The 24,470-nt window shown below is 68.5% G+C and carries 22 protein-coding genes; 17 read left to right on the top strand and 5 right to left on the bottom strand.

What is annotated here, in order from left to right:
- The first annotated feature begins 13 nt into the window (after positions 1-13).
- Complete coding sequence (locus AB0I83_RS28060; RefSeq protein WP_327111533.1) at positions 14-217, top strand: cold-shock protein; 204 nt, start codon at positions 14-16, stop codon at positions 215-217.
- A gap of 134 nt (positions 218-351) precedes the next feature.
- Here the strand turns inward: AB0I83_RS28060 and AB0I83_RS28055 are convergent, their stop codons facing one another.
- A complete protein-coding gene (locus AB0I83_RS28055) occupies positions 352-1,155 on the bottom strand; it encodes a hypothetical protein (protein ID WP_363306612.1) in 804 nt (267 codons plus the stop codon).
- Positions 1,156-1,554: 399 nt separating this feature from the next.
- Between AB0I83_RS28055 and AB0I83_RS28050 the strand changes: the two genes are divergently transcribed.
- The 10 genes from AB0I83_RS28050 (at position 1,555) to AB0I83_RS28005 (ending at position 12,442) form a co-directional block, all read left to right on the top strand.
- A complete protein-coding gene (locus AB0I83_RS28050) occupies positions 1,555-1,725 on the top strand; it encodes a hydrophobic protein (RefSeq protein ID WP_356531966.1) in 171 nt (56 codons plus the stop codon).
- A 367-nt stretch (positions 1,726-2,092) separates the two neighbouring features.
- Positions 2,093-2,446: a PRC-barrel domain-containing protein gene (locus AB0I83_RS28045; protein ID WP_356537445.1), complete on the top strand. Its 354-nt coding sequence runs from the start codon at positions 2,093-2,095 to the stop codon at positions 2,444-2,446.
- Between the two features lie 334 nt (positions 2,447-2,780).
- Positions 2,781-3,155, top strand: coding sequence for a hypothetical protein (locus AB0I83_RS28040; RefSeq protein WP_363306611.1), 375 nt, complete (start codon positions 2,781-2,783; stop codon positions 3,153-3,155).
- A gap of 488 nt (positions 3,156-3,643) precedes the next feature.
- Positions 3,644-3,820 carry a CsbD family protein gene (locus AB0I83_RS28035; protein ID WP_356537442.1) on the top strand — a complete coding sequence of 59 codons (177 nt, stop codon included), beginning with the start codon at positions 3,644-3,646 and terminating at the stop codon, positions 3,818-3,820.
- A 1,993-nt stretch (positions 3,821-5,813) separates the two neighbouring features.
- Entirely contained in the window at positions 5,814-6,464 is a 651-nt protein-coding gene (locus AB0I83_RS28030; protein ID WP_363306610.1) for a hypothetical protein, read from the top strand.
- A complete protein-coding gene (locus tag AB0I83_RS28025; protein WP_363306609.1) occupies positions 6,457-7,503 on the top strand; it encodes an SRPBCC family protein in 1,047 nt (348 codons plus the stop codon). The genes AB0I83_RS28030 and AB0I83_RS28025 overlap by 8 nt, the downstream gene beginning before the upstream one ends.
- 289 nt (positions 7,504-7,792) lie before the next feature.
- Positions 7,793-7,948, top strand: coding sequence for a hypothetical protein (locus tag AB0I83_RS28020; RefSeq protein ID WP_356537437.1), 156 nt, complete (start codon positions 7,793-7,795; stop codon positions 7,946-7,948).
- Between the two features lie 706 nt (positions 7,949-8,654).
- Positions 8,655-9,833 (top strand): globin domain-containing protein, encoded by a 1,179-nt coding sequence (locus AB0I83_RS28015; protein ID WP_363306608.1) that lies wholly within the window; start codon positions 8,655-8,657, stop codon positions 9,831-9,833.
- Positions 9,830-10,546 (top strand): pyridoxamine 5'-phosphate oxidase family protein, encoded by a 717-nt coding sequence (locus AB0I83_RS28010; protein WP_356537433.1) that lies wholly within the window; start codon positions 9,830-9,832, stop codon positions 10,544-10,546. The genes AB0I83_RS28015 and AB0I83_RS28010 overlap by 4 nt, the downstream gene beginning before the upstream one ends.
- Before the next feature lie 405 nt (positions 10,547-10,951).
- Entirely contained in the window at positions 10,952-12,442 is a 1,491-nt protein-coding gene (locus AB0I83_RS28005) for a hypothetical protein (protein ID WP_363306607.1), read from the top strand.
- Between the two features lie 184 nt (positions 12,443-12,626).
- On the opposite strand, the gene AB0I83_RS28000 is transcribed toward AB0I83_RS28005, so the two are convergent.
- Complete coding sequence (locus tag AB0I83_RS28000; protein ID WP_363306606.1) at positions 12,627-13,496, bottom strand: alpha/beta hydrolase; 870 nt, start codon at positions 13,494-13,496, stop codon at positions 12,627-12,629.
- A 321-nt stretch (positions 13,497-13,817) separates the two neighbouring features.
- On the opposite strand from AB0I83_RS28000, the gene AB0I83_RS27995 reads away from it, so the two are divergent.
- Positions 13,818-14,126 (top strand): glycosyltransferase, encoded by a 309-nt coding sequence (locus AB0I83_RS27995; RefSeq protein ID WP_363306605.1) that lies wholly within the window; start codon positions 13,818-13,820, stop codon positions 14,124-14,126.
- 855 nt (positions 14,127-14,981) lie between these two features.
- Here the strand turns inward: AB0I83_RS27995 and AB0I83_RS27990 are convergent.
- Positions 14,982-15,482: a GNAT family N-acetyltransferase gene (locus tag AB0I83_RS27990; protein ID WP_363306604.1), complete on the bottom strand. Its 501-nt coding sequence runs from the start codon at positions 15,480-15,482 to the stop codon at positions 14,982-14,984.
- Positions 15,483-15,739: 257 nt separating this feature from the next.
- Here AB0I83_RS27990 and AB0I83_RS27985 point away from each other — a divergent pair, with 257 nt between their 5' ends.
- From AB0I83_RS27985 to AB0I83_RS27970, 4 genes are all read left to right on the top strand, one after another.
- Positions 15,740-16,303 carry a dihydrofolate reductase family protein gene (locus AB0I83_RS27985; RefSeq protein ID WP_363306603.1) on the top strand — a complete coding sequence of 188 codons (564 nt, stop codon included), beginning with the start codon at positions 15,740-15,742 and terminating at the stop codon, positions 16,301-16,303.
- Between the two features lie 385 nt (positions 16,304-16,688).
- Positions 16,689-18,101, top strand: a complete 1,413-nt coding sequence (locus AB0I83_RS27980) for a family 2B encapsulin nanocompartment shell protein (protein WP_363306602.1) — start codon at positions 16,689-16,691, stop codon at positions 18,099-18,101.
- A gap of 107 nt (positions 18,102-18,208) precedes the next feature.
- On the top strand, positions 18,209-19,513 hold the full coding sequence (locus AB0I83_RS27975) for a family 2 encapsulin nanocompartment cargo protein terpene cyclase (protein WP_363306601.1): 1,305 nt from the start codon (positions 18,209-18,211) through the stop codon (positions 19,511-19,513).
- A 17-nt stretch (positions 19,514-19,530) separates the two neighbouring features.
- On the top strand, positions 19,531-20,424 hold the full coding sequence (locus AB0I83_RS27970) for a geranyl diphosphate 2-C-methyltransferase (RefSeq protein ID WP_356843051.1): 894 nt from the start codon (positions 19,531-19,533) through the stop codon (positions 20,422-20,424).
- Between the two features lie 146 nt (positions 20,425-20,570).
- On the opposite strand, the gene AB0I83_RS27965 is transcribed toward AB0I83_RS27970, so the two are convergent.
- Both AB0I83_RS27965 and AB0I83_RS27960 read right to left on the bottom strand, forming a co-directional pair.
- A complete protein-coding gene (locus AB0I83_RS27965; protein ID WP_363306600.1) occupies positions 20,571-21,851 on the bottom strand; it encodes a hypothetical protein in 1,281 nt (426 codons plus the stop codon).
- 35 nt (positions 21,852-21,886) lie between these two features.
- A complete protein-coding gene (locus tag AB0I83_RS27960) occupies positions 21,887-23,242 on the bottom strand; it encodes a hypothetical protein (RefSeq protein WP_363306599.1) in 1,356 nt (451 codons plus the stop codon).
- A gap of 234 nt (positions 23,243-23,476) precedes the next feature.
- Here AB0I83_RS27960 and AB0I83_RS27955 point away from each other — a divergent pair, with 234 nt between their 5' ends.
- Complete coding sequence (locus AB0I83_RS27955) at positions 23,477-24,283, top strand: M23 family metallopeptidase (protein WP_363306598.1); 807 nt, start codon at positions 23,477-23,479, stop codon at positions 24,281-24,283.
- Positions 24,284-24,470 lie beyond the last annotated feature (187 nt).

Here is a 24,470-nt window from a genome sequence, read left to right as displayed (position 1 = left end):
GGAAGGCACCAGCATGGCCAGCGGAACCGTGAAGTGGTTCAACGCCGAAAAGGGCTTCGGCTTCATCCAGCAGGACGGCGGTGGGCCGGACGTCTTCGCGCACTACTCCGCGATCAACGCGACCGGTTTCCGCGAGCTCCAGGAAGGCCAGGCCGTCACCTTCGACATCACCCAGGGCCAGAAGGGCCCGCAGGCGGAGAACATCACGTCCGCCTGACCCCGTGAGCCGGCTCGCCCCGGGACCCGGACCTTCCTTCCGGACGTCCCGGGGCGAATCCCTCTCGACACCGCTCGAACATGTTCGGCTGCGTCCATGATCCGAGCACGGGCACAGCGGAGTTCGGACGTACGTCAGTCCGATGTGTCCGGCGACGCGCCCCAGGTGCTCGCGAGCCCGTGCAGCCAGGCCGGAGGCAGCTCGGCGCGCTCCCACTCAGTGCGGAGCTGCGAAGGCGCGGCGGTCAGACGCTCGAGTACCGCGATGCTCGTGGGGGAGTGGAGCAGGGAGTAACGGCTGTGCACGGCGGTGCGGCTGCCCGGCCCGTACTGCGCGTACAGGTGGGCCAGTCGCTCACCGCAGGACTTGGTGAACTGCTCCAACTGACCGGCGTACCCGACCCGGCCCACGACGCTCATCGTGCCGAGCACCGCGGTCAGTACCTCGTCCGACACCTCGGGATCGAGATCCGACTTGTCGCTGAACTCGAGATAGAGCGGCGTCACGGCGACCTTGGCGCGTTCCACGTCCACCCTCCCGACGGGATGGCTGTCCTGCGCGGTGGACACTCCCACCGAATCGGACATGGCAGGGCCGATGGCACGTTCAAGGGCTCCCTCGGCCAGCTGGACGAGTTCGGCGCCGACTGCCTGGGCGCCGTCGCGCCAACCGTCCCGGTACGACTGTCCGCTCCCGGCCTGGGCTCCCTTTGCCTCACCGACCCCGCTGACCTCGCTGTGCGCGTCCGAGATCGCGCCCGCCTCTACCAGCGCGATCAGTTCCTGGGCCTCCCTCCGGCACACTCCCGCGCGACCCAGGAGCTCAAAGAGGGTCTCCTTCGCATTCATCACACTGGTGGATTCCAGCGCGTGCCGACCCATTTCGGCGGTGTCGATCGTGTCCTCCTCGTCGGCGTAGGGCCCGTGCTTCACAGGCACGCGGCGGCATGTCGCCATCCAGGTGCCTCGGCCGGGAGATGCCCACCTGCGGCGAAGGCCGCCCAGCTCCTCAAGTCTCCCCGACGCGGACGGTCTTTGCTGCACCCGGAACAGTTCGGTTCCTCCCGTGTCCGTACGCATGCGGATGCGCGGGGTCGTATCGGAAGCCGCTCCGGCCCGGTGTGCGGCGTCGCCGGGCTGTGACCACCGGCGGGTGTACCGCCCGGGGGTGTTCGATACCGATCCCGCGCTCGATCGACGGCCCGGCCTCGTCGAGCCGGGACCCAGACAGTTGTCTCAGGGAAATTATCGTCACTCCGGGTGCTGTAAAGAATACATAAGCTCTACGGGTGTGGAGTCCGGCCGGCCGGGCACGCGGGGCCTTGGAGGTTGATATTCATGGTTCCCATCGTTCTTGTTCTCCTGCTCGCCCTGATTCTCTTCGGTGCCGGTTTCGCGCTGAAAGCCTTGTGGTGGATCGCCGTCATAGTGCTGGTCGTCTGGCTGCTCGGCTTCGTGATCCGTCCCGCTGCCAAGGGCGGTAAGCGAGGACGCTGGTACCGCTGGTAGGGCGGATCCAACAGGATCACTGACATGCGGATGGGCCGCGACGAAATCTCGTCGCGGCCCATCCGCATGTCAGTGACCGATCGCGACGAAACTTCCGGGTGCGGTGCGGTGCGGTGCGCGGATCGGAAGCCGAAGGTAATGGTCCTCATGGTTCAGGGCACGCGGGGTAATGGGCGGATCCATGGCTCCGCGTCACAGATTTTCTAGGACGAACCGGTTGCCAATATTCGTGGGATGCGAAATGTGTGGCACCCGGAACGGGGGGCACGCGGTCCTCTGAGAGCGCGTCACCGAGTTCCTCCGGAGGCGCTGACTCGACTCCATCGGATCACCTGTGGAGCAAGAAGTTTTGATAGGGAGACGTCTTATGAGTGACAACATCTGGGGCTACCAGCCGACTGCCGGCCACACCGCTGGCACCGACCTGATCGGGTTCAAGGTCGAGGCGACCGACGGCAGCATCGGCAAGGTCGACAAGCACTCGGACGACGTCAACTCCGCCTACCTTGTAGTCGACACAGGAGTCTGGATCTTCGGGAAGCACGTCCTGCTGCCCGCCGGCACCGTGCGCACCGTTGATGAGGCCGAACGGAAGATCTTCGTCGACCTCACCAAGGAGCAGATCAAGGACTCTCCCGAGTTCGACAAGGACAAGCATGTCGGCGACGCCGGCTATCACGAGCAGGTCGGTGGCTACTACAACAGCCACCGCCGCGCCTGACCTCGACGCACCACCCCGAAAGTGGGGGCCGTCCGGAGACACTCCGGACGGCCCCCACTTTTCGTGCGGGGTCCGAACGCCGAAGGCCTGCCTCAACGCGTCGCGAGCCGATCGTCTCCGCAGGTACTCGGCAGGCTTGAGTCAAAGGCTGCGGAGTACAGGACCGCTGTCATCCGCAGGGCTCGGTTCCGGAACCCGACGCGACTGTTGTGGGCGTTTTATGATGTTCAAGGTGAGAATCTGGTTTCTGCTGTGGGATTGTGATCCGATAGAGGGAAGTCGGCGGTGACCAAGCGAACGGGGCGCCGCGCAAAGGGATTTACGGGGGAGTGACATGCGCAGATGGAGCAGGATGGGCGCGGTGGTGGCCTCAGCCATGATCGCGGTTGCCGTGGTGGGAACCACCGCACCGACCGCAAGCGCTGCCGGCGGGTGCTGGCAGGGCAGCGGCCACTGGTGGTGCAACAACGTGTCGGGTGCGCCCGTCTACGGGACCATGGGAGCGAGCACGCAGTACCCCGATCCGAGCAGGATCGTCGGATACATGAATTCCAACCCCAGCTGGTTCATCTGCAAGATGGACAATCAGAACTGGGTGGGAGGGCCGCACCCGACCCGCTGGGAGTTCACGGTCGCTGACAACGGGCAGTACGGCTGGATGAAGGACACCGCGATCTCCAGCGAAACGGACCCGCTGCCCAACTGCTGAATCCGTGCGCTCAGATCCGGCCGGGCTCGGCTCTACCAGGGTCCAGCCGAGCCGAGGCATGTCCTCGACGTCCCCCTCGACAGTGGCAAAGTCGACTGTGGAGTAGTGCCGGGGCCGGCTGCTGCCGAGGGTCGTCCGTCCGCCGTACGAACTTCTTCTGCTGCCCCGGCACTGCGGGCTCGGATTTCTCTGTCGCCATGCAGTGCTGGTCGGTCCTGAGGGCGGTCCCGTAATCCCTGGCGAGCGCACGACGGCAGCTGCGGCACCTCGCCGTGTTCTCGGGACACCCGAATACATCCAATCCAGTACGCGGACGCCCCTCCGGTGTGCCAGGCGCCGCATCCGACGCCGCGCGCTGATCCGCCAGGGAGTACGGGACAGTCCTTGGGTGCCTGTTTTTTCGCAGTTGCGAGAGCTGGTTTAGCTCGACTGACATAGGTCAGACGGAGGATGACACTGTTCCCCAGTACGGCAGGATGTGAGTGGTTATGACCGCGGACGAGAAGGCTCAGGCTAAGGGCGAGCAGGCCAAGGGCAAGGTCAAGAAGGTCGTCGGCGGAGCCGTTGGCAACGAGTCCCTGCAGGCCGAAGGCCGCGCTGAGGAGTCCAAGGGTGATCTGCGCGCGGCGAAGGAAAACGCCAAGGACGCGTTCAAGCCCAAGTGACTGTTCCTGACTGATCCCGGCGGCCGAGTTTTCTACGGTCGCCGGGATCATTTCTGTTCTGGCAGCGGCAGTGGTGTACGCGCCGGCCGCATTCGAACCTGTGGACACACAGTTCGTGGATAGCGGATCGTGCTCGTGAAGTCACTTCCGCCCGTTCCTCGCGCCTACCGTGCCGGCGTCCGGGTTCGGCCTGGCCCAGACAGCGGTGCGGCTGCTTCGCGGCTCGCTCACCGCACAGTTCCTGGCAGCGCCTCTTGCGGTCCACCTCAGCCACGCGTGGGACGAGCCTTTCCGCGCAGCGGTGTAAAGGAAGCGGACCAACAGCACTGTCTCCCCCGCGCTCACGGTTTCGACCGAGCCTTCTGTCTGGCGCGCTCCTCGGGCTCCTGCATCTACAGAATCCGGAAGACGTGGGCGCTCGCATGCTTCCGCGCGCTTCCACCGGTGAACAGCGCGGCACCCGCGACGGCGGGGGCGCAGCGAGGAAGCCGAGTGCCAGCAACTCCGGCCAGTCGTGCTCGGAGCTGTACAGACGTTGTGCGCCGTCGCTGTACGACGTGCTCTCGCCGGCGTAGAACACCGGTGCTTCGCATGCGATTTCGTCGTGGGAGTCGTACACGCTGAACGGCAGCAGAAGCAGGTATCCCAGCCGGAGGAACAGGGCTGCCGAGACCGCCATGAGGCAGGCACCCCAACTCTGCTGTCGTCCGGCCCAGCGGTCGATATCCTGGCGGGCGGCCCATTGCACAGAAGATCCCCGTTGGTTGTCCGGCTCGCTTGCTCCGGCGGAGATCGTACGTGCCTTGCACCACGCCGACGTCGTGCGCCTCCGCACGTCGCTGCACCGCGAGTTCTCCGCAGGCCTGTGCGTCCCGTCTTCACCTGGGGGACCACGCCGAAACCTGCCGGACTACGGCGCCCCCGGGAATGCCCGAATGCAGCACCTGGCCACTCTGGCCATGGCGGTAGAGGCCACCGTCGTCACCGGCTTCGGGACGCGCCGAGGTCTTCGGCCAGGCGCATGACTACTCGTCTGCCAGTAATTGACGTGTCATCAATTCACCCCAGTGAAAGTGGTACTCACCTGTCGTCAGGAAATTCATCGAGAGAGGTGCACTGTGTCCGACCGAAAGACGTGGCGGTCCGTCAGGCAGGTCGATGCGGGGACTCGCACCTGGCGTGAAGCCCTCATCGCCACGTGGTGTCAATTTGGAGCCGTCGGTAGTTCAGCGGGTTGCCCCAGGAAATAATCTTGGTAGGTCTCGATCGCAGGGTCGCACATAGCGGGGTGTCCGGTTCGGGCCGGCGCGCTTCGACGTTCTGACCACAGGTCTATCGCGGCTGTGACATGTCTCATGGGCTTGTTCGGGGATTTCCGGATCTATCGTCTGTCCGGCCCGGGGCCCTGGTGCCGCGATGATCCCTCGGTCGGTCGGGAAGCCTGAAGTCGTTTGTCGGTCAGCTTGTTTTCTCCTCCTTGGGTGTGCACCAATGGGCGGGACACATCCAAAGGCGAGACAGTGCAATCGATCCAGTAATCCATGGGTCGCTCCGGCGATACGCGGGAAGGGAGCCATGGCTACTGCTGAGAAGGTCGAAGGGCTCTGTAGGGAAATCCGAAAGACCCGCCGATGAGAGTTGACGGGCTCGGTGCCTCTCGTGAGCAGATTTGCTCCGGGCGGCGTGAATCGGAAAATGGGGGATGCGTATGCGGGCGCGAAAGTCCCCCCTCACACCCTGCCTTCCGCGTGACCGGTCGTACAGGTTGCGCACGAGGCCGCCGGGATCACCGAGGTCGGTTGCTGGCGCGCCGGCCTTGGACGGAAGCGCCCTTCGGCCATGGGCCGTGAGCTCCTCGTGGGGACGCGCGAGGAACCAGGAGATCGACCTTGTCCAATCGAACTTCATTACGTGCGTGAAGAGTTGATGAGTCGGCAGGTATCTGGGCGACTCGTGGAACACGTACAACGACCGACACCGAGGTGAACACGGCATGATGACCAACGGCAAGATAGCCACAGCGCTGGTAGGCGGGTATCTCCTCGGGCGTACGAAGAAGGCCAAGGTGGCCGTCGGCCTGGGGATGTTCCTGGCCGGTAGGAAGCTGAGCCTTGATCCCCGGCAACTCGGGCAGCTCGTTGCGGACAGCCCGCTCCTGGGCGGTGTCACCGATCAGCTCCGATCAGAGCTCATCGGGGCCACGAAGTCAGCAGCCGGTTCGGCCCTGACCCGGCGCATGAACCGGCTCTCCGACTCGCTGAGCGACAAGGCGCAGGGGCTGGACGCGCGGACGACGGGCGACGTCGACGAGAGCGCGTCGGAGTCGCACGACGATGCGGCCGACGAGGAAGCGCATTCCGGCGTGGGCGAGAGGTACGAGCGGGAAGAGGAGAAGCCGCGCACTCCCTCCCGGCCCACGGCGCCCAAGGCGGATGCCAAGGCGCCCTCTGTCGGCGGTACCGCCAAGAGGCGCGCCACGTCGGCCGCACGTAGCAGCGCCGAGGGCTCGCGCCCGAGCCGCCTTCAGAGCCGCGGTGCGGCGACGAAGGGGCAGCGCAGGACCGGATCGACCGGGAGCAACGACGGCGTGGCCAGGGCCTCGCGATCCGCGCGCACGAACCAGGAGGAGAAGGACCGTGGCTGAATCCACTTACGCCCAACTCAAGAACTCGATTGCCGACAGTCCCGCGACCGACCGCCTCAAGTACGAGCTGAAGAACTACCTCGCGGCCCGGGCCCAGCACACCGTCTCGCACCTCGGACACCGGCTCGGCGAGGGCGTGACCGCGCTGGGCGAAGGCGGCCAGGGTGCAGGCATGCTGAACAGCCTGGCCAAGGGCGGCCAAGCCCTTGCCGAAGGCAAGTCACCGGCACAGGCCGCGCTCTCCGCCGGTACAGAACATGTCAAGGGCATGGTCAAGGACAAGATCAAGGGCGTCTTCGGCGGCGGCAAGAGCGGCGGCGGCAAGTCCAAGTCGGTGCTCATCAGCGAGGACATCGACGTCGGAGTCCCGATCCGCGAGGCCTACAACCAATGGACGCAGTTCCAGGAGTTCAGCGCCTTCGCCAAGGGCGTTGTCAGCGTCGACAAGACCGACGACACCTCCAGCAACTGGACGTTGAAGGTCGCAAAGTCGACACGGAGCTGGAAGGCCGACGTCACCGAGCAGGTGGCCGACGAACGCATCTCCTGGACGACCGAGGGCGCGAAGGGGACGGTCAAGGGCCTCGTCACCTTCCACAGCCTCACTGAAGATCTGACGCGCGTGCTGCTGGTGATCGAGTACTTCCCCAAGGGCCTGTTCGAGAAGACCGGCAACATCTGGCGGGCCCAGGGGCGGCGTGCGCGGCTCGACCTGAAGCTGTACCGCAAGTTCATCATGATGCGGGGAGAGGCGAGCGATGGCTGGCGCGGTGAGATCCGCGACGGCCAGGTCGTCGTCGAGCACGACCAGGCGGTGGAGGAGGAGAACCGCGCGGAGGAGTCCTCTGCTGACGAGTCCCATGACGGAGAGGACTTCGAAGGCTCCGAGGGGGAGTACGAGGACGGAGACGATGAGGAAGAGGGCGAGGGCGAGGAGTACGACGCCGAAGAGGATCTTCTCCATGAGGACGAAGGCGAGGACGAGGACGAGGACGAAGAAGTGCCTCCGCGGCGCCGGCAGTTCTCGGCTCGACGCTGAAGAACACCACTACGGGCCGAGTGCACCTGCTCAGGCCGAGCGCTGTCGGCCAAGGCGGGGACGGCCCCGGAGGGCGCCGTCTCCGGGGCCGAGAAATACGCGTGCATGGGCGGCTTGGAGTGGGGCACACGCAGGATGCACGACAGAGACGGCGGCCCTGCAACGGTCGATCGCGCGACGGCCCGGTACCACCTGGCACGAGTCGCGCGGCTGACGGGAAGAGGGTGCTGCGTGTCTGTCGTACGAAGACCTGTTACACACCGAAGAGACTTTGAAGATCGGAACTGAAATGATTGTTCTTGGCGCGATACTGCTCATCATCGGCATGCTGGTCGGAATCTCGCTCCTGACCACGGTCGGCGGTGTCCTCGTCGTGGTCGGCGCGATCCTGTGGATCCTCGGTGCGAGCGGACGCAAGATCGGCGGGCGCAAGCACTACTTCTAGACATCGCCCTCGGCAAGGGCACTCGACGTGCGCATGCATAGCTGAGGAGCAGACCGGGCAGGGGCTCCACCGGAGCCGAACGCCTGCCATGGTTGTCGACGCCACTTCATGCACAGCCCCGGGCCCTGCGGAGAAGTCCTTCCGCCGGGCCCCGTCGGCGTGCCGTCTTCGGCACCTGCGTGTCCGAGGGCTGTCCGGTAATCCCTGGCGGGCGCACGACGACAGCTACGGCATCTCGCCGCGTCGTCGGGACGCTCGAATACATCCAGTATGCGGACGTCACCCCGCCTCGCGAGGTACCGCATCCGACGCCGCGCGCTGATCCACCAGGGATCACGGGACCGCCCTCAGGGCCAGCCGGGTAAGGAGCTCGAGGCCGCCTCCTGCCCGGTCCGGCCGGAGCCGGGTGCCGCCGACTCTCCGCTGACTCTAGAACCAGGCGTGGACACCCCTAGGTCCATCCGTCCCCCTTGTCCTCTGCGTGCACAGGCGTGCCCGCTCATCACATCTACGATGTCCTGAACCTGAGAACAGGACGTCCTGAACCTGAGAACAGACGTCCACCGACGATTGCGAAGTCCTTCTTGTCAGCACTTCCGGTATGCACGGTGATCCCCTCGCCCCGTGCGACACCTGCTACCCACCGCCCCACCCCCGCTCGCCGAACAAGGGCGCTCCTCCGCCCCGCGCCTCGCGAGGACAGATCGTGACGTCCGCCCCGCTGACGGACCGCGAGATCTCCCTGGTACGCACCAGCCTGGCGGTGGTCGCGCCGCAGGCCGGGGAGATGACCGTCTACTTCTATGCCATCCTCTTCGCCCGTTACCCAGAGGTGCGGGGGTTGTTCCCCGACAACATGGACGTACAGCGTGACCGGCTGCTGCGCGGGCTGTTGCGCATCATCGACCTCGTCGACGACGTCGACAACCTCGTGCGGTTCTGCTCCCGGCTGGGGCGGGACCACCGTAAGTTCGGCGCTCTGGAGGCCCACTATCCGGCGGTGGGCGAATGCCTGGTGTCCTCCCTCGCACGCTATGCGGGAACCGCCTGGAACGACGAGGTCGCCGCTGCCTGGACCCGCGCCTACACCGCTGCCGCCGGGGCGATGATCGCGGCCGCCGAAGACGACGCCCGCCTCCGCCCGGCCTCCTGGGACGCGCAGATCATCCGGCACGAACACCGCGGCCACGGCATCGCCGAGGTAACCGTGCGGACCGACCGGCCGTACCCGTACGTCGCGGGGCAGTACGTGAGCATGGAGACCCCCTGGTATCCCCGTACCTGGCGGTACTTCTCCCCTTCTCACCTGCCGCGCACGGACCACACGCTCACCTTTCACGTCCGGGCCGTACACCAGGGCCAGGTCAGCACCGCGCTGGTTCACCACGCTGCCCCGGGGCACAAGGTGCGACTGGGCCCGCCGCAGGGCGAGATGACCCTCGCCGCGGCGGGGGACCGCGACCTGCTGCTGGTGGCGGGCGGAACCGGCCTCGCACCGATCCGAGCCCTGATCGAGGACGCCGCCGCCTCGGGAATGCGCCGCTACGTGGACCTGTTCGTCGGAGCCCGCACTGCCGAGGAGCTGTACGGTCTCGACGACATGCTGCGCCTTGCCCAACGCCACCACTGGCTTTCCGTCCGGGCGGCTGTCTCCCACGAGAACATTCCCGGTCGGCAAGGCACACTCCCGCAGGTCCTGCGCGAGTTCGCTCCCTGGGACCGGCACGAAGCCTTCCTGTGCGGTCCGCCGGACATGGTCACCACTGCTGTGCGCACTCTCCTGCACCAGGGCACCCCCCGCGCGCACATCCACCACGACCCGCTGGACACCCCCGTCCTCACCGCCCCTCTCACACGACCCGGTCAGGAGATCGACCAGCTGTGACCCGCCACGACGCCACCCCCTCGCAGGGGGAGCGACTCCTGCAGACCCACCTGGGCACCAGCGAACGCGCCGACGCGTTCTACGGCCGGCAGGTCCACCCGTACCTCACCGCGGCCATGTGTGACTTCGTCCGACGGCAGTCGATGGTCTTCCTCTCCACCGCCGACGCCCGCGGCCACTGCGACGCCACCTTCCGGGCCGGACCTCCCGGATTCGTCACCGTGCTGGACGACCGGACCCTGGCCTACCCCGAATACCGCGGGAACGGGGTTCTGGCCAGCGCCGGGAACATCACCGAGAACCCGCACATCGGTCTGCTCTTCATGGACTTCACCCACGACCACGTCGGACTGCACGTCAACGGCTCCGCCCAACTCCTCAGCGACGAGCAACTACGAGCCGGGAGCCCCTGGCTACCCGCCGACACCGCCCCCGGACGGCACCCGGTGCTGTGGACGCTCATCACCGTGCACGAGGCCTACGTGCACTGCTCCAAACACATCCCGCACCTCGAACCCGCCCCCCGCCCCCTGGGCGCGCCGGGCACCCGACGCAGGGACGCCGACTACTTCACCGAGCCCGCTCCGGCGCCCGTGACATCCGGCCCCGGGCCGAACCTGGTCCCCACCGGCCGTGAAGCCTCCGACCACGCGTACGCAACTCCGTCCACGCATCACCTGACCGGCTCGGACGCGCCCATCGAACCGCGTTGACGATCCGGCCGGGCCGACTTCGCGACAGCATGGATCCAGCCTCGGGAGACATCGGAGAGACGGCACGGAGAGCGGCCCCCGGTTCCATCGGCCCCGGGCCGTGCGCCCGTCCTGACAGAGACACGATGCACTGGAGGTGCGATGGACAGCGGGGCAGTGTTCGGCACGGCGAGCGGCCGACGGCGCGGTAGCGGTGCGCGAAGACGGGAAGGCGCCGGAGCACGGCGGCGATGGTGGGCCCGCTGTGTATGGCCGGCAGCGGCCGCTGTCGTCGTCGCGATACTGTCGGCCCCCACGGCGACCGCAGCGCCGGCCGCCGTGCCGGCGCCCTGTCCGCAGCTCCCCTGCGAGGGCGCGGATCCGGGCGATGTCACGGGATGGCAGTCCGGCGGTGCGCCGAAGGTCATGAAGGAGGCGACGCTCGCCTCGGGTACCCGGATCACGCTGTACACCGGCAAACCGGCCTGGGACGCCAGCCGTACCTATGCCTGGGCGCAGGTACGGCTCGGGACCGGGGTGACGAAGGGGCGAGCGTGGCTGAGAGCCGAGGAGAACTGGGGCGACGGCATCAACACCACGAAGACGCTGGAGCACCCGCGTTCGTACCGTGATACCACCGGCACCACCGGCATGTTCCAGTACTCGACGACGGCCCCCCGCAGCGCGTACACCAACAGTGCCTGCGTGGCCGACGGCGCCGAGCGCGGATGCGTCAACTCGTACGGTGCCGAGGTGGTTCCGATCGGATCGTGCGAGGGCTGGTGTTCCGAAGCCGACCCGGACGCGATCCCCGCATCCGACTGGTCGTACGTCGAACGCTCCGAATACGACAGGGTCGAACTGCCGTCGGGTGCGTTCGTGCAGAAGGCCGACGGACGGCTGAAGCAGGGCACCTACCTGGGCTGGGCCGAGGGCGGACTTCCCGCCGGCGGCCGCATGTGGCTGGAAGCCTGGCAGGGGCAGGGCCGCTGGGGGCAGGTCTACACCGAGTTCACCCCCGAGGGCGCCTCCCGTACGACGACGGGCTCGACCCGCGCCTACTCCTGGCTCCCGGAACTGCGGGCCTGCGTCAGTGATTCGACAGGCACCAAGTGCACCAGGGACAACGACGCGACGACCACGGCCCCGACCCAGGCACCGTGCGCGAAGCTTCCGTGCACGGGCATCGACCCGGCGTCCGTCACCGAGTGGATGCCGAACTACGATCCGCGCGTGGTGGAGGACGCCAAAGTCTACCTGGGCGGCCGGTTCACGATCTACGAGGGACGACCCGCCTGGGACCCGCACCACCTGTACTACTGGGGCGAGGCCGAACTCCCGCCCGGCCGCGACGATGTCTCCGCAACTCTCATGCGGCATGCGTCCGGCGGCGCCGATTTCCGTACGTCCCGGCCCGAGCCACTCGCCGGCGCACGACTGACGGCATCGGGCAAGACGAAGATGGTGGCGCTCGACCCGCTCTCGGATGCCGAGATCGCCGGGCTGGTCGTGGACGGTAAGAAGTGGGCGTTCGCCACTCAACAGGGCAACAACATCTATCAGGAGTCCACCGAAGGCCCGATCGGCCCGTGCGCACCGGGTGAAGCGTGCGAAGGGGTCGCTTCCGGCAGCGTGACCGCGTGGGCCTCGGTGGCGACCGACTGGGCGACGGTGGCGCTGCCGAGCGGTGCCCGGGTCACCCTGGCCGGCTCCCGGCCCCAGTGGTCGGTCACCGACTACTACGCCTGGGCCCGCACCGACGCCCAGAACGTCACAGCGTGGCTGGAGGACAAGGCCCCGGGCGGTTCCTACGCGAAGGTCGCCGACGCCGGCACGATGAAGGCGACGGACGGCCGCTCGGTCCGGGCGTGCCTCAGCGACGGTACGACGACGAAGTGCACGACGCCCCTGGGGTGACACACCGGGTGGGCCGAGCTGCGAGCTCGGCCCACCCGGTTCCCGGCAGGGGAACCCGGCCGAGCCGGATCCGTGGTCCTCGCCCTGCTGTCACCTTCTGGACACTGTCGAGGGTCCGCGTCAGCGGCGGGGCTTCAGGAGGCAGCCGATACGGCGGACTTCGCAGCCACTCGCAGCGGTGGGCTCACGAGGCGCCGTCAAGGACCTCGCGCAGCCGATGCCCGAACTCGTCCGGCTTCCCCGGATAGCCGAACTCCCCGTCGAGGAAGCCGCCGTGGTGGCTCGGGAACGTGGTCACCGCCAGATCGAGCAGCCCGGCGGTCGCGACGGAGGTACGCCCGGTCTGCACGCCCTCGGATTCCTCGCCCACGGCGATCACCACGCGAGTCGCAGCCGCAGTGATCGCTTCCGCGTCCGGTCGGTAGCTGCTGATCGCCCATGACCGGTCGGAGAGCAGAGGATCCTCGCGCGAGCCGTCATCACCGGCGGGCATGCCGAACGTGGCGGGATCGGCATCGGGCTGTGCGAAGAACGCCTCGGTGAATTCGCCCTCCCACGAGGTCATCGCGACGAACGCGGCCATCCCGGCTCCCCACCCCCGCTTCCCGTACGCCTCCAGGACACGAGCCCGCGCCCGCACGGCCGCGGGGCCGTCCGGCGTCAGGGTGATGAGCGGCGGCTCGTGCGCGACCAGGGTGGTCACGTCATCGGGGTACCTCGCCACGACCGCGAGCGCGGTGACCGCGCCGCCACTGCTGGCGAACATCTCGACCGGCCCGCCCCCGAGCGCCTCGACGACGGCGTGTACGTCCTCGGCCTGGATCTCCGGCGTGTGGTCGACCCGCCCGTCCTTGCGGACGCTGCGACCGAGCCCGCGCGGGTCGTAGGTGACGACGGTCCGCTCGGGGAAGCGTGCCGCGAGCGCGGCGAAACCAGCAGCGTCCATGGGCTGCCCGATCATCAGCAAGGGCGGGCGTCCGTCATCGGTCGGCGACGGCCTGCGAACGTCGTAGACGAGATCCGCGCCGGCTGCCCTGAGTGTGTAGGTCTCCATACCAGTGCAGACCGGCCGTGCCCCGGAAACTCATCTGTACAGGAAACCTTTTCCGGCGATCACCTTCTCCGGCCTGCCGTCGTCCGTCGCGCCGGACCGACGCCGAGGCGGGCAGGTCGCAACGCCATGGCGGTCCGGCACATGCTCGGAGAGGTGCAGACGCGCGGGCGGGAGCGGCTGGACCTGGTGGCGCACCGTACGCGTAACGTTCGCGAACCGACTCTCTGCTCAGTGGCAATCATGAGGGTCGCGTTCCGGCACAGGCTGTCATCATGTGCCTGACATGTTGTCGACTTCGCGGGAGCGCCACCGATCATGCGTATGACCCATCTTGCCACCGCAGCCCTGGCCACCGCGCTCGGCTTCGCAGGTGCGCTCGTCACCGGCCCGACCGCCGGCGCCTCAGCCCTGGCCGGCTGCCAGTACAAGGTCGTGTGGCCGACCGCCGGGGTGTACGAGAATCCGAATCCGAACAGTGCCGTCGTCAAGACGAAGTACGCCGGTGACGTCGTGGGCGCGTCGACCTGCGAGGGTGCGTCCTACGACGAATACGGCTACGTGCTGGTCGCCAGCGACGCCGCAGCAGACGGACGGGGCTGGATGAGGGCCGAGGCGGTTGTCCCCGTCTGACAGATCCACGCGCACGCCGTAACCGGGCCCGCCGCCACCCGCGGGCCCACGCGTCGAGGCGTTGGAGCCTTGTCTCACCCGACGGGCGGGAGCGTCAGTTGCGTCGCGATCCGCGGCCCTGCGCGTCGACTGCCGGTGCGCCGGACAGCCGCCCGACGGCACAACTCCAGTGCACCTCAGTAGGAGTTGTCCTGTAATCGGTGGGACGAGGCCGATCCTGATGAAGTCTTCGGTGCGGCGACGACACCGAGGGCTCCGGCGGCGCGCAGCCGGAGCTGGAAGAACCGGCGGGTGCGAGCACACTCGGGCCTGGGCACGCGGGTTGGGTCTCAGCAGGGAAACCGGGGCGTTCCCCGATCGTCTGTAGTCGCATGTCGGAGCAGGTGATGCTGTCCTGCGCGGAGCGTCCGACATCCGGGCGGGGTTCGATGCCGAAGCGCTCCGGGGCGGCAGCCGCGCGGGGTCCACAAGGGCCGGCCGGCCAACGTACGCCTCTTCACGTCGGTGACACCGCCTGATGCGGCAACCCGGCAGACAGGCGGCGCGCACCATGGCTACCGCCCATCGACCAGTGCTCGAAACGGCGAAGGCTTCTCGGCAGTGCACCAGCAGCTCGCGCACAGAGGGGTTATGCGCTCCCTTCCAGATCAGATCGAGCAGTGCTGGTGTCTCGACATCGTCGACGGTTCGGACGGTGAGCCGATCACGGTAGCTCTAGGCCATCAAGGTGCTGAGGTTCGCCGAGCCCGGTGATCACGGCCGGCCAGCGCGGCGATCGCCACGCGATACGACAGGCTCGCGGTCCGCTTCGAGGCAACCCTTCTCATCGCGGCCATCAATGATTGGCTTAACCACTCAGGCAGCGCGTTGCATGCACACCAGCTGATCCCGCTCATCCCATGAGCCGGTGACAGTGAAGCCGAGTCGTTCGTACAGGGCAATGGCCCCGGTCCGCCATTCCCACACCGAGAGCCGGACGGTGTCCACGCCGTTCTCCGCGGCATGGGCGAGCGCAGCGCCGAGCAAGGCGGACGCAATGCCCCGGCCACGGAACTCGGGGTCGGTCCAGAGCCTCTTGATCTCCGACGACTCGTTGGCCGGGGAGGTCAGCACCAAGCAGCCCACAGCGGCATCCCCTAGGAGAGCCACCAGCACAACGTCACCGGCGAACGAGGTCCGAGGGTCGGTGATCTCTGCTCGGTAGCGATCCGGCAACCCGTCCACACGGGTAACCGATTCCCCCTTCTCGGCCTCAGTCCGCAGATGGTAGGCCGCCAGCAAGGCGGCCAGGCCGTCCTCGATCGGAGGGGCCTGGCCTGGCCAGCGGACGATGGCAACCTCGCGATGATCAGTCATGACACCAGGATCACATGACAGGAACCACGTTCCGCGGGAGCCCCGGAGGGGCATTCCGACACGCCCTGGCAGGTCCTTGCTCCCATGGGCGGACTCACCGGCCAGCGCTGTACGCCAGGTGGTTCCGAACGAAGCTTCCCACGTGAAGCATCCTGCGCTCGGCTGCGTCGTCATCGAGGTCGACGACGGACCGGGAGGATGGTCACTCCGGAGACAGACCGAGTGCCGGCGGGAACTTCGACCGGCGAGGAGGACACATGGGAAAGGTCGCCTGGGGATTCACGTGCTCGATCGACGGCTTCATTGCCGGGCCGGGGCATGACATGAGCTGGATGGCCGCGGGGGAGCCACTGGCCGAGGGCACCGTGGAGCGACTGGCGGGAGATGTCGCAGTGATCGTCTCCGGCCGTGCCGGCTACGACGCGGCGAAAGCGCAGCAGGGCCGGCGGGACGAGATGACGTCGGAGGCATACGGCGGCGCTTGGTCCGGGACCGAGATCATCCTTACCCACCGACCGGAGGAGATCGCTGACGACCCGACCGTCGTCGCGCTGAACTGCGACATCGAGGAGGCGATCCGTCGCGCGCAGGAAGTCGCAGGCGACAGAGACGTGCAGATCATCAGCGCCGACATCGCCAGGCAGGCGCTCGAGCACGATCTCATCGACGAACTGCAGGTCTTCGTCGCCCCGGTGTTCCTCGGCGACGGTGTCCGGATCTTCGACGTCCCGGGCGGGCGACGTATCGACTGGGAACTGGTCGAAATCTACGAGGACAGTCCGCGTAGCTTCGGGCGGACCTACCGCCCGAAGCAAGGCTGAAGGCTGTCCCGTCGCCCGACCACGTCCTCGAGACACCTGAGGAAGCCGACGGGCCCGCACATACGCCGATGACGCCGACGTGGTGCGCATCGTGGTGCGGATCAGCGCCGGTGCGCCCCGGGCGGCCGCTCGCGGCGGCTGTCGCGCCTGCGCGGACCGCGTCGCCAGGCACGGCTGAAACACGTCGGTACCCGGGCAAACATCGAACGGACGCGATCATCGCATCGAGTTAATGTCGGCAACTTCCCTTGGTTCAGGGGGCGGAGCGAGCCTTAGTGTTCCTAGGGATCTGGACGGGTTCCCGGTCACTTACACCGTTTCCCTCCTCATGCCCGGTGGCGTCCACATACGCGCTTCACCGCCCTGACCAAGGAGAGCGTGCCCGATGACTGTTGAATCGACCCCGGAAGCGGGACTGGAGCTGCCCCGGCAGTCCAGCCTGGGCACGGCCGCTGCCCGCAACCTCGCCACCACGACGAAGTCCGCTCCGCAGATGCAGGAGATCACCTCCCGCTGGCTGCTCAGGATGCTCCCCTGGGTGGAGACCCAGGGCGGGGCCTACCGGGTGAACCGCCGCCTGACCTACACCGTCGGGGACGGGAGCATCGACTTCGTCCAGGACGGTGCGGACGTCCGGGTCATCCCCCGCGAGCTCGGCGAACTGGCCCTGCTGCGCGGCTTCGACGACGAGGAGGTGCTGACCGCCGTCGCCGATCGGTGCGTTCAGCGTGACTTCCGCGCCGGCGAGACGCTGGTCGAGCGGGGCACGCCCGCGGACAAGCTCCATCTGATCGCCCACGGCCGGATCAACCGGACTTCCGTCGGCCAGTACGGCGACGAGGTCTCTCTGGACGTGCTCGCCGACGGCGACCGCTTCGGCGACCATGCCCTGTGCGACGAGGACGCCCGATGGGAGCACACCGCCACCGCCGAGACCTCGGGCACGCTGCTCACCCTGTCGCGTGCCGACTTCGCAGCCGTGCTGTCCTCGGCGCCGAGTCTGCGAACCCATCTCGAGGAGTTCTCGTCGCTCTCCAGCCGGCGGCAGAACCACCGCGGCGAGGCAGAGATCGCGATGTCGGCCGGCCACATGGGTGAGCACGAGTTGCCCGGAGCGTTCGTCGACTACGAGCTGAAACCGCGCGAGTACGAGCTCTCGGTCGCCCAGACCGTTCTGCGGATCCACACGAGGGTCTCCGACCTCTACAACGGGTCGATGGACCAGACCAAGGAGCAGCTCAGGCTCACCATCGAGGCGCTGCGCGAGCGCCAGGAGCACGAACTGATCAACAACCGGGAGTTCGGGCTGCTCCACAACGCCGACTTCAAGCAGCGCATCCAGACGCACTCCGGCCCGCCGACGCCGGACGACATGGACGAACTGCTCTGCCGGCGACGCGGCACCAAGTTCTTCCTCGCGCACCCACGGACGATCGCGGCCATCGGACGCGGGTTCAACGCGCACGGGCTCTACCCGGACCACGTCGACCTCGGGGGCCAGCGGGTGCCGGCCTGGCGCGGGGTCCCGATCCTCCCCTGCAACAAGATCCCCGTCACCCCGGAGAAGACCAGCTCGATCCTCGCCATGCGTACCGGCGAAGAGAGCCAAGGCGTCATCGGGCTGCACCGGACCGGTCTGCCGGACGAGTACGAACCGGGTCTGTCGGTCCGCTTCATGGGGCTCGACGAGAAGGCGATCACGTCCTACCTCGTCAGTACCTACTACTCCGCCGCGATCCTGGTGCCGGACGCCGTCGGCGTACTGGAGAACGTGCAGATCGCCCGCCGGCCCCGGTAGCCGGCCTCGCCCGAACGGCCTGGTGCGTGCCCCCGACGACCTCGGGGGCCGTCGCCCATGCCCCCGAGGGCTTCGGGACAGCCGCCCACCCCACCAAGGAGCCATGGATGCCAGCGCCTGAGCCGCCACCATCACAGTCGAGCTGCCTGCCCGAGGCCGTTTCCCACTTCAGGGCCGGCCCGCTCGCCTCCGCCGCGGCCCGCGCCTGCGATGTCAAGGCCCCCACGGGCGGCCCGCCCCGCAAGCCTTCCACGCCTGCGCCGCCCGCCCCCTCTCCGGCCACCCTCGCGCCCTCCGCGGCCGAGGCGCCGACAGCAGGCGCCGGTCTGGAACGGATCCTGCGCGGCCCCAGCGGTCTGGGCACCGCGAGCCTGCGCCTGATCCCGCGTGAGGAGCCGCCGACGCGTTCGGCCCCGTCGGCAGGTGCGGCGGCGGGCACACCTGTCCCGGGCCTGTACCACCACCCGGTGCCCGAGCCCGACCCGGTGCGGGTCGAGGAGGTCGGTCGAAGGATCAAGTCCTGGGCAGTGGACGAGGTCAACCTGTATCCCGAGGACTGGGAGGAGGAGTTCGACGGCTTCTCCGTGGGCCGCTACATGGTCGGCTGCCATCCGGACGCCCCCACCGTCGACCACCTGATGCTCGCCACACGCCTGATGGTGGCCGAGAACGCGGTGGACGACTGCTACTGCGAGGACCACGGAGGCTCTCCAGTCGGCCTCGGCGAGCGCCTTCTGCTGGCGCACACCGCCCTCGACCCCCTGTACACGACGCAGGAGTACCAACCGAAGTGGGCGAAGTCGCTCCACGCGGACGCGCCCCGCCGGGCCTACCGCTCCGCCATGGAGTACTTCGTCCGAGCGGCGAGCCCCTCCCAGGCGGACCGCCTCCGGCATGACATGGCGCGGTTGCACATGGGGTACCTCGCCGAAGCGGCCTGGGCCCAGCTGGACCATGTTCCGGAGGTGTGGGAGTACCTGGCGATGCGCCAGTTCAACAACTTCCGCCCCTGCCCGACCATCACCGACACCGTAGGAGGCTACGAACTGCCCGCGGACCTGCATGCCCGGAAGGAGATGCAGAAGGTCATCGCTCTCGCGGGAAACGCGACGACCATCGTGAACGACCTCTACTCGTACACCAAGGAGCTCGACGCTCCCGGTCAGCACCTGAACCTGCCCGTCGTGATCGCCGAGCGTGAGGGCCTCTCCGAACAGGACGCCTACCTCAAGTCGGTCGAGGTCCACAACGACCTCATGCACGACTTCGAGAACCACGCCGCCGCCCTGGCCGAGGCCTGCCCCGTCCCGGATGTGCAGCGCTTCCTGCGTGGCGTGGCCGCATGGGTCGACGGCAACCACCACTGGCACCGGTCCAACACCTATCGCTACAGCCTGCCCGACTTCTGGTAGGAGAAATGGACGCATCCGTGACCAGCACCGAACTCGGCACCCCAGCCACCCCTGCCTCCCGGGGCCCGCTCATTCCCCGCCCTGCGACGCCCTACCAGGGGGACATCGCCCGCTACTGGGACGGGGAGGCCAGGCCGGTGAACCTGCGTCTCGGCGATGTCGACGGCCTCTACCACCACCACTACGGCATCGGCGACGTCGACCAGGCGGCGCTCGGCGGCGCCGAGGACACGGCGCGTGAGAGGAAGCTGATCGCGGAGCTGCACCGACTGGAGTCCGCACAGGCCGAGTTCCTCCTCGGACAGCTCGGTGACATCGGCCGCGACGACACCTTGGTGGACGCCGGCTGCGGCCGTGGCGGCTCGATGGTGATGGCGCACCAGCGCTTCGGATGCAAGGTCGAAGGTGTCACCCTGTCGGCCAAGCAGGCCGACTTCGCCAACGGCCGCGCCCACGACCTCCGTATCCAGGACCATGTCCGCGCCCGTGTCTGCAACATGCTCGCGACGCCCTTCGACACCGGTTCTGTCGCGGCCTCCTGGAACAACGAGTCGAGCATGTACGTCGACCTGCACGACCTCTTCGCCGAACACTCCCGCATGCTCGAGGTCGGAGGTCGCTACGTGACCATCACCGGCTGCTGGAACCCGCGGTACGGCCAGCCCTCCAAGTGGGTCTCGCAGATCAACGCGCACTTCGAGTGCAACATCCACTCCCGCCGGGAATACCTGCGGGCCATGGCCGACAACCGCCTCGTACCGCAGGCGGTCATCGACCTCACCCCCGACACCCTGCCCTACTGGGAGCTGCGGGCCACGTCCTCGTTGGTCACGGGAATCGAGGAGGCGTTCATCAACTCCTACAGGGACGGGTCCTTCCAGTACCTGCTGATCGCCGCCGACCGGGTCTGACCCGTCACCGACCGGGGAGGACCCGACCGGCGGAACGGGTCCTCCCCGCCACCGTGGCCCGACTTCGCGGGCGGCGGTGGTGGGGCCGAACACGCGCCCCCGCGGGCCCGCTCAGGTTCGCGGGCCCCGGGATCCGGCCGGGTGTATCAGCAGTTCGGAACGCCGGGCAGCCAGCTGTCCGCCACGTCGATGAATATGTTGGAGATGTATCCGCCGTAGTCCGGCAGGTAGGACCACGCGTCATTGCTGTGCCCCTCGGCCTCGACGAGCTGGCCGTGTACCTGGCACTGCACGCGCACGGTCGTGGGGCCTGGCAGCTGGGCGACTCGGGTGGACGCGCCGGTGGGCTGCTGACGGATGTTGACGGCGGTCCCCCAGGTCGGGAACGACGTGGTCGGAGCACCGGTGCCGGTCCACAGGTACGTGACGGTGACCCAGCCGTTGTTGTTCAGGCCGACGTTGTAGAACGTTCCGTCGGCCAGGTCTATGCCGGCCGGGTTGAGCACCCGGCGACCCGACCCGTCCAACCCGCCGTTGTAGCCGTTCTGGTAGGCGGCCTGTGCCTCGGGCCTGCCCTGCGGCAGGTCCTTGAAGGTCTCGCGGACGGACGAGGGATTCCAGTAGTCGTCGCGGGTGTTCCACGGGCCGACGTCCCACACCGGCGCGGTCTCGCAGCGCACCGGTCCGCAGACGCGCACCGAGTACTGCCCGCTGTTCTGCGGGGAGAGGCCCCGCCGGGAGGGCAGCGCCACGAAGTGGTCGTTCGGGACGATCACGTGCCCGTTCGCCGTGGTACCGCCGACCAGGCCCTCCCGGGTTGCGTAGACGCTGGTCGTGAAGGCCTCCTCGGCCTCGGCCTGCTCGGGCGTTGCGTCGAGTTCGGCACTCAGGCGCAGTGCGTTGACGGTCGGTGCGGTGCCGTTCGGCGCGGAGGTCAGGGTGATCCGGGTCTGCACACGGGTGACGGCCCGGGGCAGCAGGGCCGGGGCGTCGTCGCGCGCCTCGCGCCACTCCGTCCACCGGCCCAGCCCGTCGCGCCCGCGCACGTCGACGGCGACCCGGGCTCCGGCAGGGACGGTGGCGTCGAGGTCAGCGGTGACGAGGTCGACGGCGCGGTCCAGTACACGTACGGGCAGCAGGACCGTCCCCTGGCCACGGGCGGAGCGCGAGGAAGCAGGGGAGAGACCGGGATCGCGCAGGCGCAGATCGCCGTCCGTGTGGCGGACGTTGCTCGCGTCCCTCGTCGGCGCGGACAGGTCCGCCCGCCAGCTGATGCCCCCGAGCGGGACTTCGCCGTCTCCGGCGCCGTGGGCGGCGGCCGGCCCGGCGGTGAGCGCCAGACCCACGACGGTCAGCAGGGAGACGGCCACAGCCGTCCCTCGGCGGAGGCGGACGGTGGGGACGTCGGGTCTCTGATCGTGGCGCACGGCGCGCCTCCTTCTGTGGGTGACGGGGAAGGCGATTACGGGCAACGAGGCACGCCTGGAAGCGTGTTGCCGGAAGAGGTGATGTAGATGTTGGTGATCCAGCCGCCGTACTGGGGCAGATACGCCCACCAGTCGTTGACGTAGGGCGGGACCGAGACCTGCCCGCCCTGGCGCTGGCACCCGACGAGGACGTCCACCCCGGCGGGCAGAGTCGTGAGGGCGTCGGAGGAGGTGGTGGCGGAGGCGCGGACACGGACGCCACTGCCCCAGGTGGTGAAGCGGGTGCCCGGCGGGCGCACGGCTCCGGGGACATCCAGGGAGCCGGTGAGAGCGGTGACCTTGCTGTACGCGGCGCCGTACGGAGTGCCGTCGGGGTGCAGAGTGAGGACGGCGACCACCGTCCGGTCGTCAGGGCCCACGGTGCCGGTGGTGTGCAGAGCGTCGGACGTCAGATCCACCACGGCGGCGGAGGCGCCTCCGGACGGAGACGTGTCACTGGTCGACCTCCATCGGGATCCGGGCCCCTCGACGCCGTCCACCGGCATGGGACGGCGGGGACCCGCGTCCGCGGCACGGCCGGGTGCGGCGGCCGCAGGCTCGGGGGAGACGCAGCCCCCGGAGGCGAAGCCGGACCACCCCTGCTTGACCGCCCCCGGCCCGTCGAACGCGGAGGGCAGCCCGAATCCCTGGCCGAAGCCGTCGGCGGCACACCTCTCGGACCGGTGCAGAGCTCCCATGACGAGGTCCCGGACCGGCGTCGGTGCCGTGTCGAGGAGGTACCGGTAGACGCGGACGGTGTCCGCGGCGGTCGTCGCCGTGTAACCCCAGTAGCCGGGGTAGCCGGTCGGTGGCGGGGCCGTGCCGGTGAGCCCCAGACGAGGCACCATGCGCGAGACCACGGCGCTGCCGCCACCCACGGACCAGTAGTGATTCGCGGCGGCGTCGTCACTTCTGCTCAGCATCGCCTCGATCCGCTCCCGGTCGGCCTGCGGCAGCTGGTAGTCGGGCCCCCGGTCCCACAGGAAGTCCAGTGCGAGCAGCAACTTGACCACGGACGCCGAACGGAAGGCGCGGTCCGCCTGGAGGGACTCGGTGAAGCGGCCGGTGCGCCGGTCGAACACCGCGACTCCGGCCGTGACGTTCTCGGGAATGTCCACGACAGTGCGGCCCTCCGTCTCCTGCGCCTCCCGCTCGGCCTCGGAACGCCCTACCGCGGGACCGCCGGGCGGGAGGGCGACGGACGCGGCGGGGGATGGGCCGTAGCGGGCGGCGGCATGGGCGGACCCGACCGGTAGGGCCAGGGCCGAACCGGTCAGCGCGAGCAGTAGCCCGACAGCGGTGAGAGCGGCGCCGGGAAATGACGGGCTGCGGGCGGTACGTAGCGAAGACATGGGAGTCGGGGGCTCCTTCGGGGCACGGACGCACCGAGGCCGGCGGCCTGGTGACGCTGTGGCACGTGCGGGCCACGGTGGCGCGGGCCGCGGGGGAGGCGCAAGCAATTCGTCCCTGGTCGAAGGAGCCCGGCGCGCTCTTGTCAGCGGTGGGGGCCCTCGCTACGTTCTCCCCACATCTCACCCGTGCCTCGACCCGGCTCGGCCGGGCCGCCTCCCCACCTAGGAGCATTCGTGAGGTTCCTCAGACGACTTCCAGCTCTGTTCGTCGCCGCCCTGATGGCCCTGGGCGGACTGTCGGCCGCCCCGGCACAGGCAGGGGAGGCCGGTGCGACGGCCGCACCCGTCTTCAAGGCGCCCTACCCCTGCGGCCAGCGCTGGACGTACAGCCACCACTCGGCCGAAGTACGCCGGGCGCTGGACTTCGTGCGTTCCGACGGGGGCCCGACGGCAGGCACCCCGGTGCTCGCCTCGGCGGCCGGCACGGCGACCCGGTACTCGCAGCCGAGCGGTGCCGGCAACTACGTGGCCATCGACCACGGCGGCGGCTGGAAGACGTACTACTTCCACCTCTCCGACTACTCCGTCCCCAGTGGCGCGGCCGTCGCCCAGGGGCAGCAGATCGGCGTCACCGGCAGCACCGGCAACTCCTCCGGGGCGCACATCCACTACGAGCAACTGCTCAACGGGGTCGGCCAGAACATCGTCATCAACGGGGCGGGCCTCTCCTACCCCGGCAGCTACAACCAGGCGTACCTGACCAGCGACAACGGCTGCGGCGGCGGCGGCAGTGGCCTGGCGTTCAACACGTGGGGCAGCGGGGTGAACGTCCGCTCCGACGCCCGCGTCAGCGCGCCCGTCGTCACGACCCTCGCCGGTCCGACGGCTGTGCGCGTGCTGTGCCAGAAGCAGGGCGACACCGTCAACGCCGAGGGATACAGCAACAACTGGTGGAGCAAGCTGCGTGACCAGAACGGCTTCATCAGCAACATCTACATCGATCACCCGGACGCGAAGCTGCCCGGCGTCCCACTCTGCTGAGCAGCCGCAGCGGGGACAACCCCAGGCGGTCCGGCCGACGCGCGGTTCCGGCCGGACCGCCCGCGCTTTCCGGCCGAACGGGCGCCCGGCCACAACCGAAACATGGCATGCATGCGTCATGCCGTTGATGCGCGTAGAGTCTCGCTGGACGGGCGTCACCAGCGCCCGTGACCGCCGGGGGTGCGCG

Source organism: Streptomyces sp. NPDC049970 (assembly GCF_040660235.1).
Lineage (GTDB): Bacteria > Actinomycetota > Actinomycetes > Streptomycetales > Streptomycetaceae > Streptomyces.
This window is presented reverse-complemented; position numbering and strand designations above follow the sequence as displayed.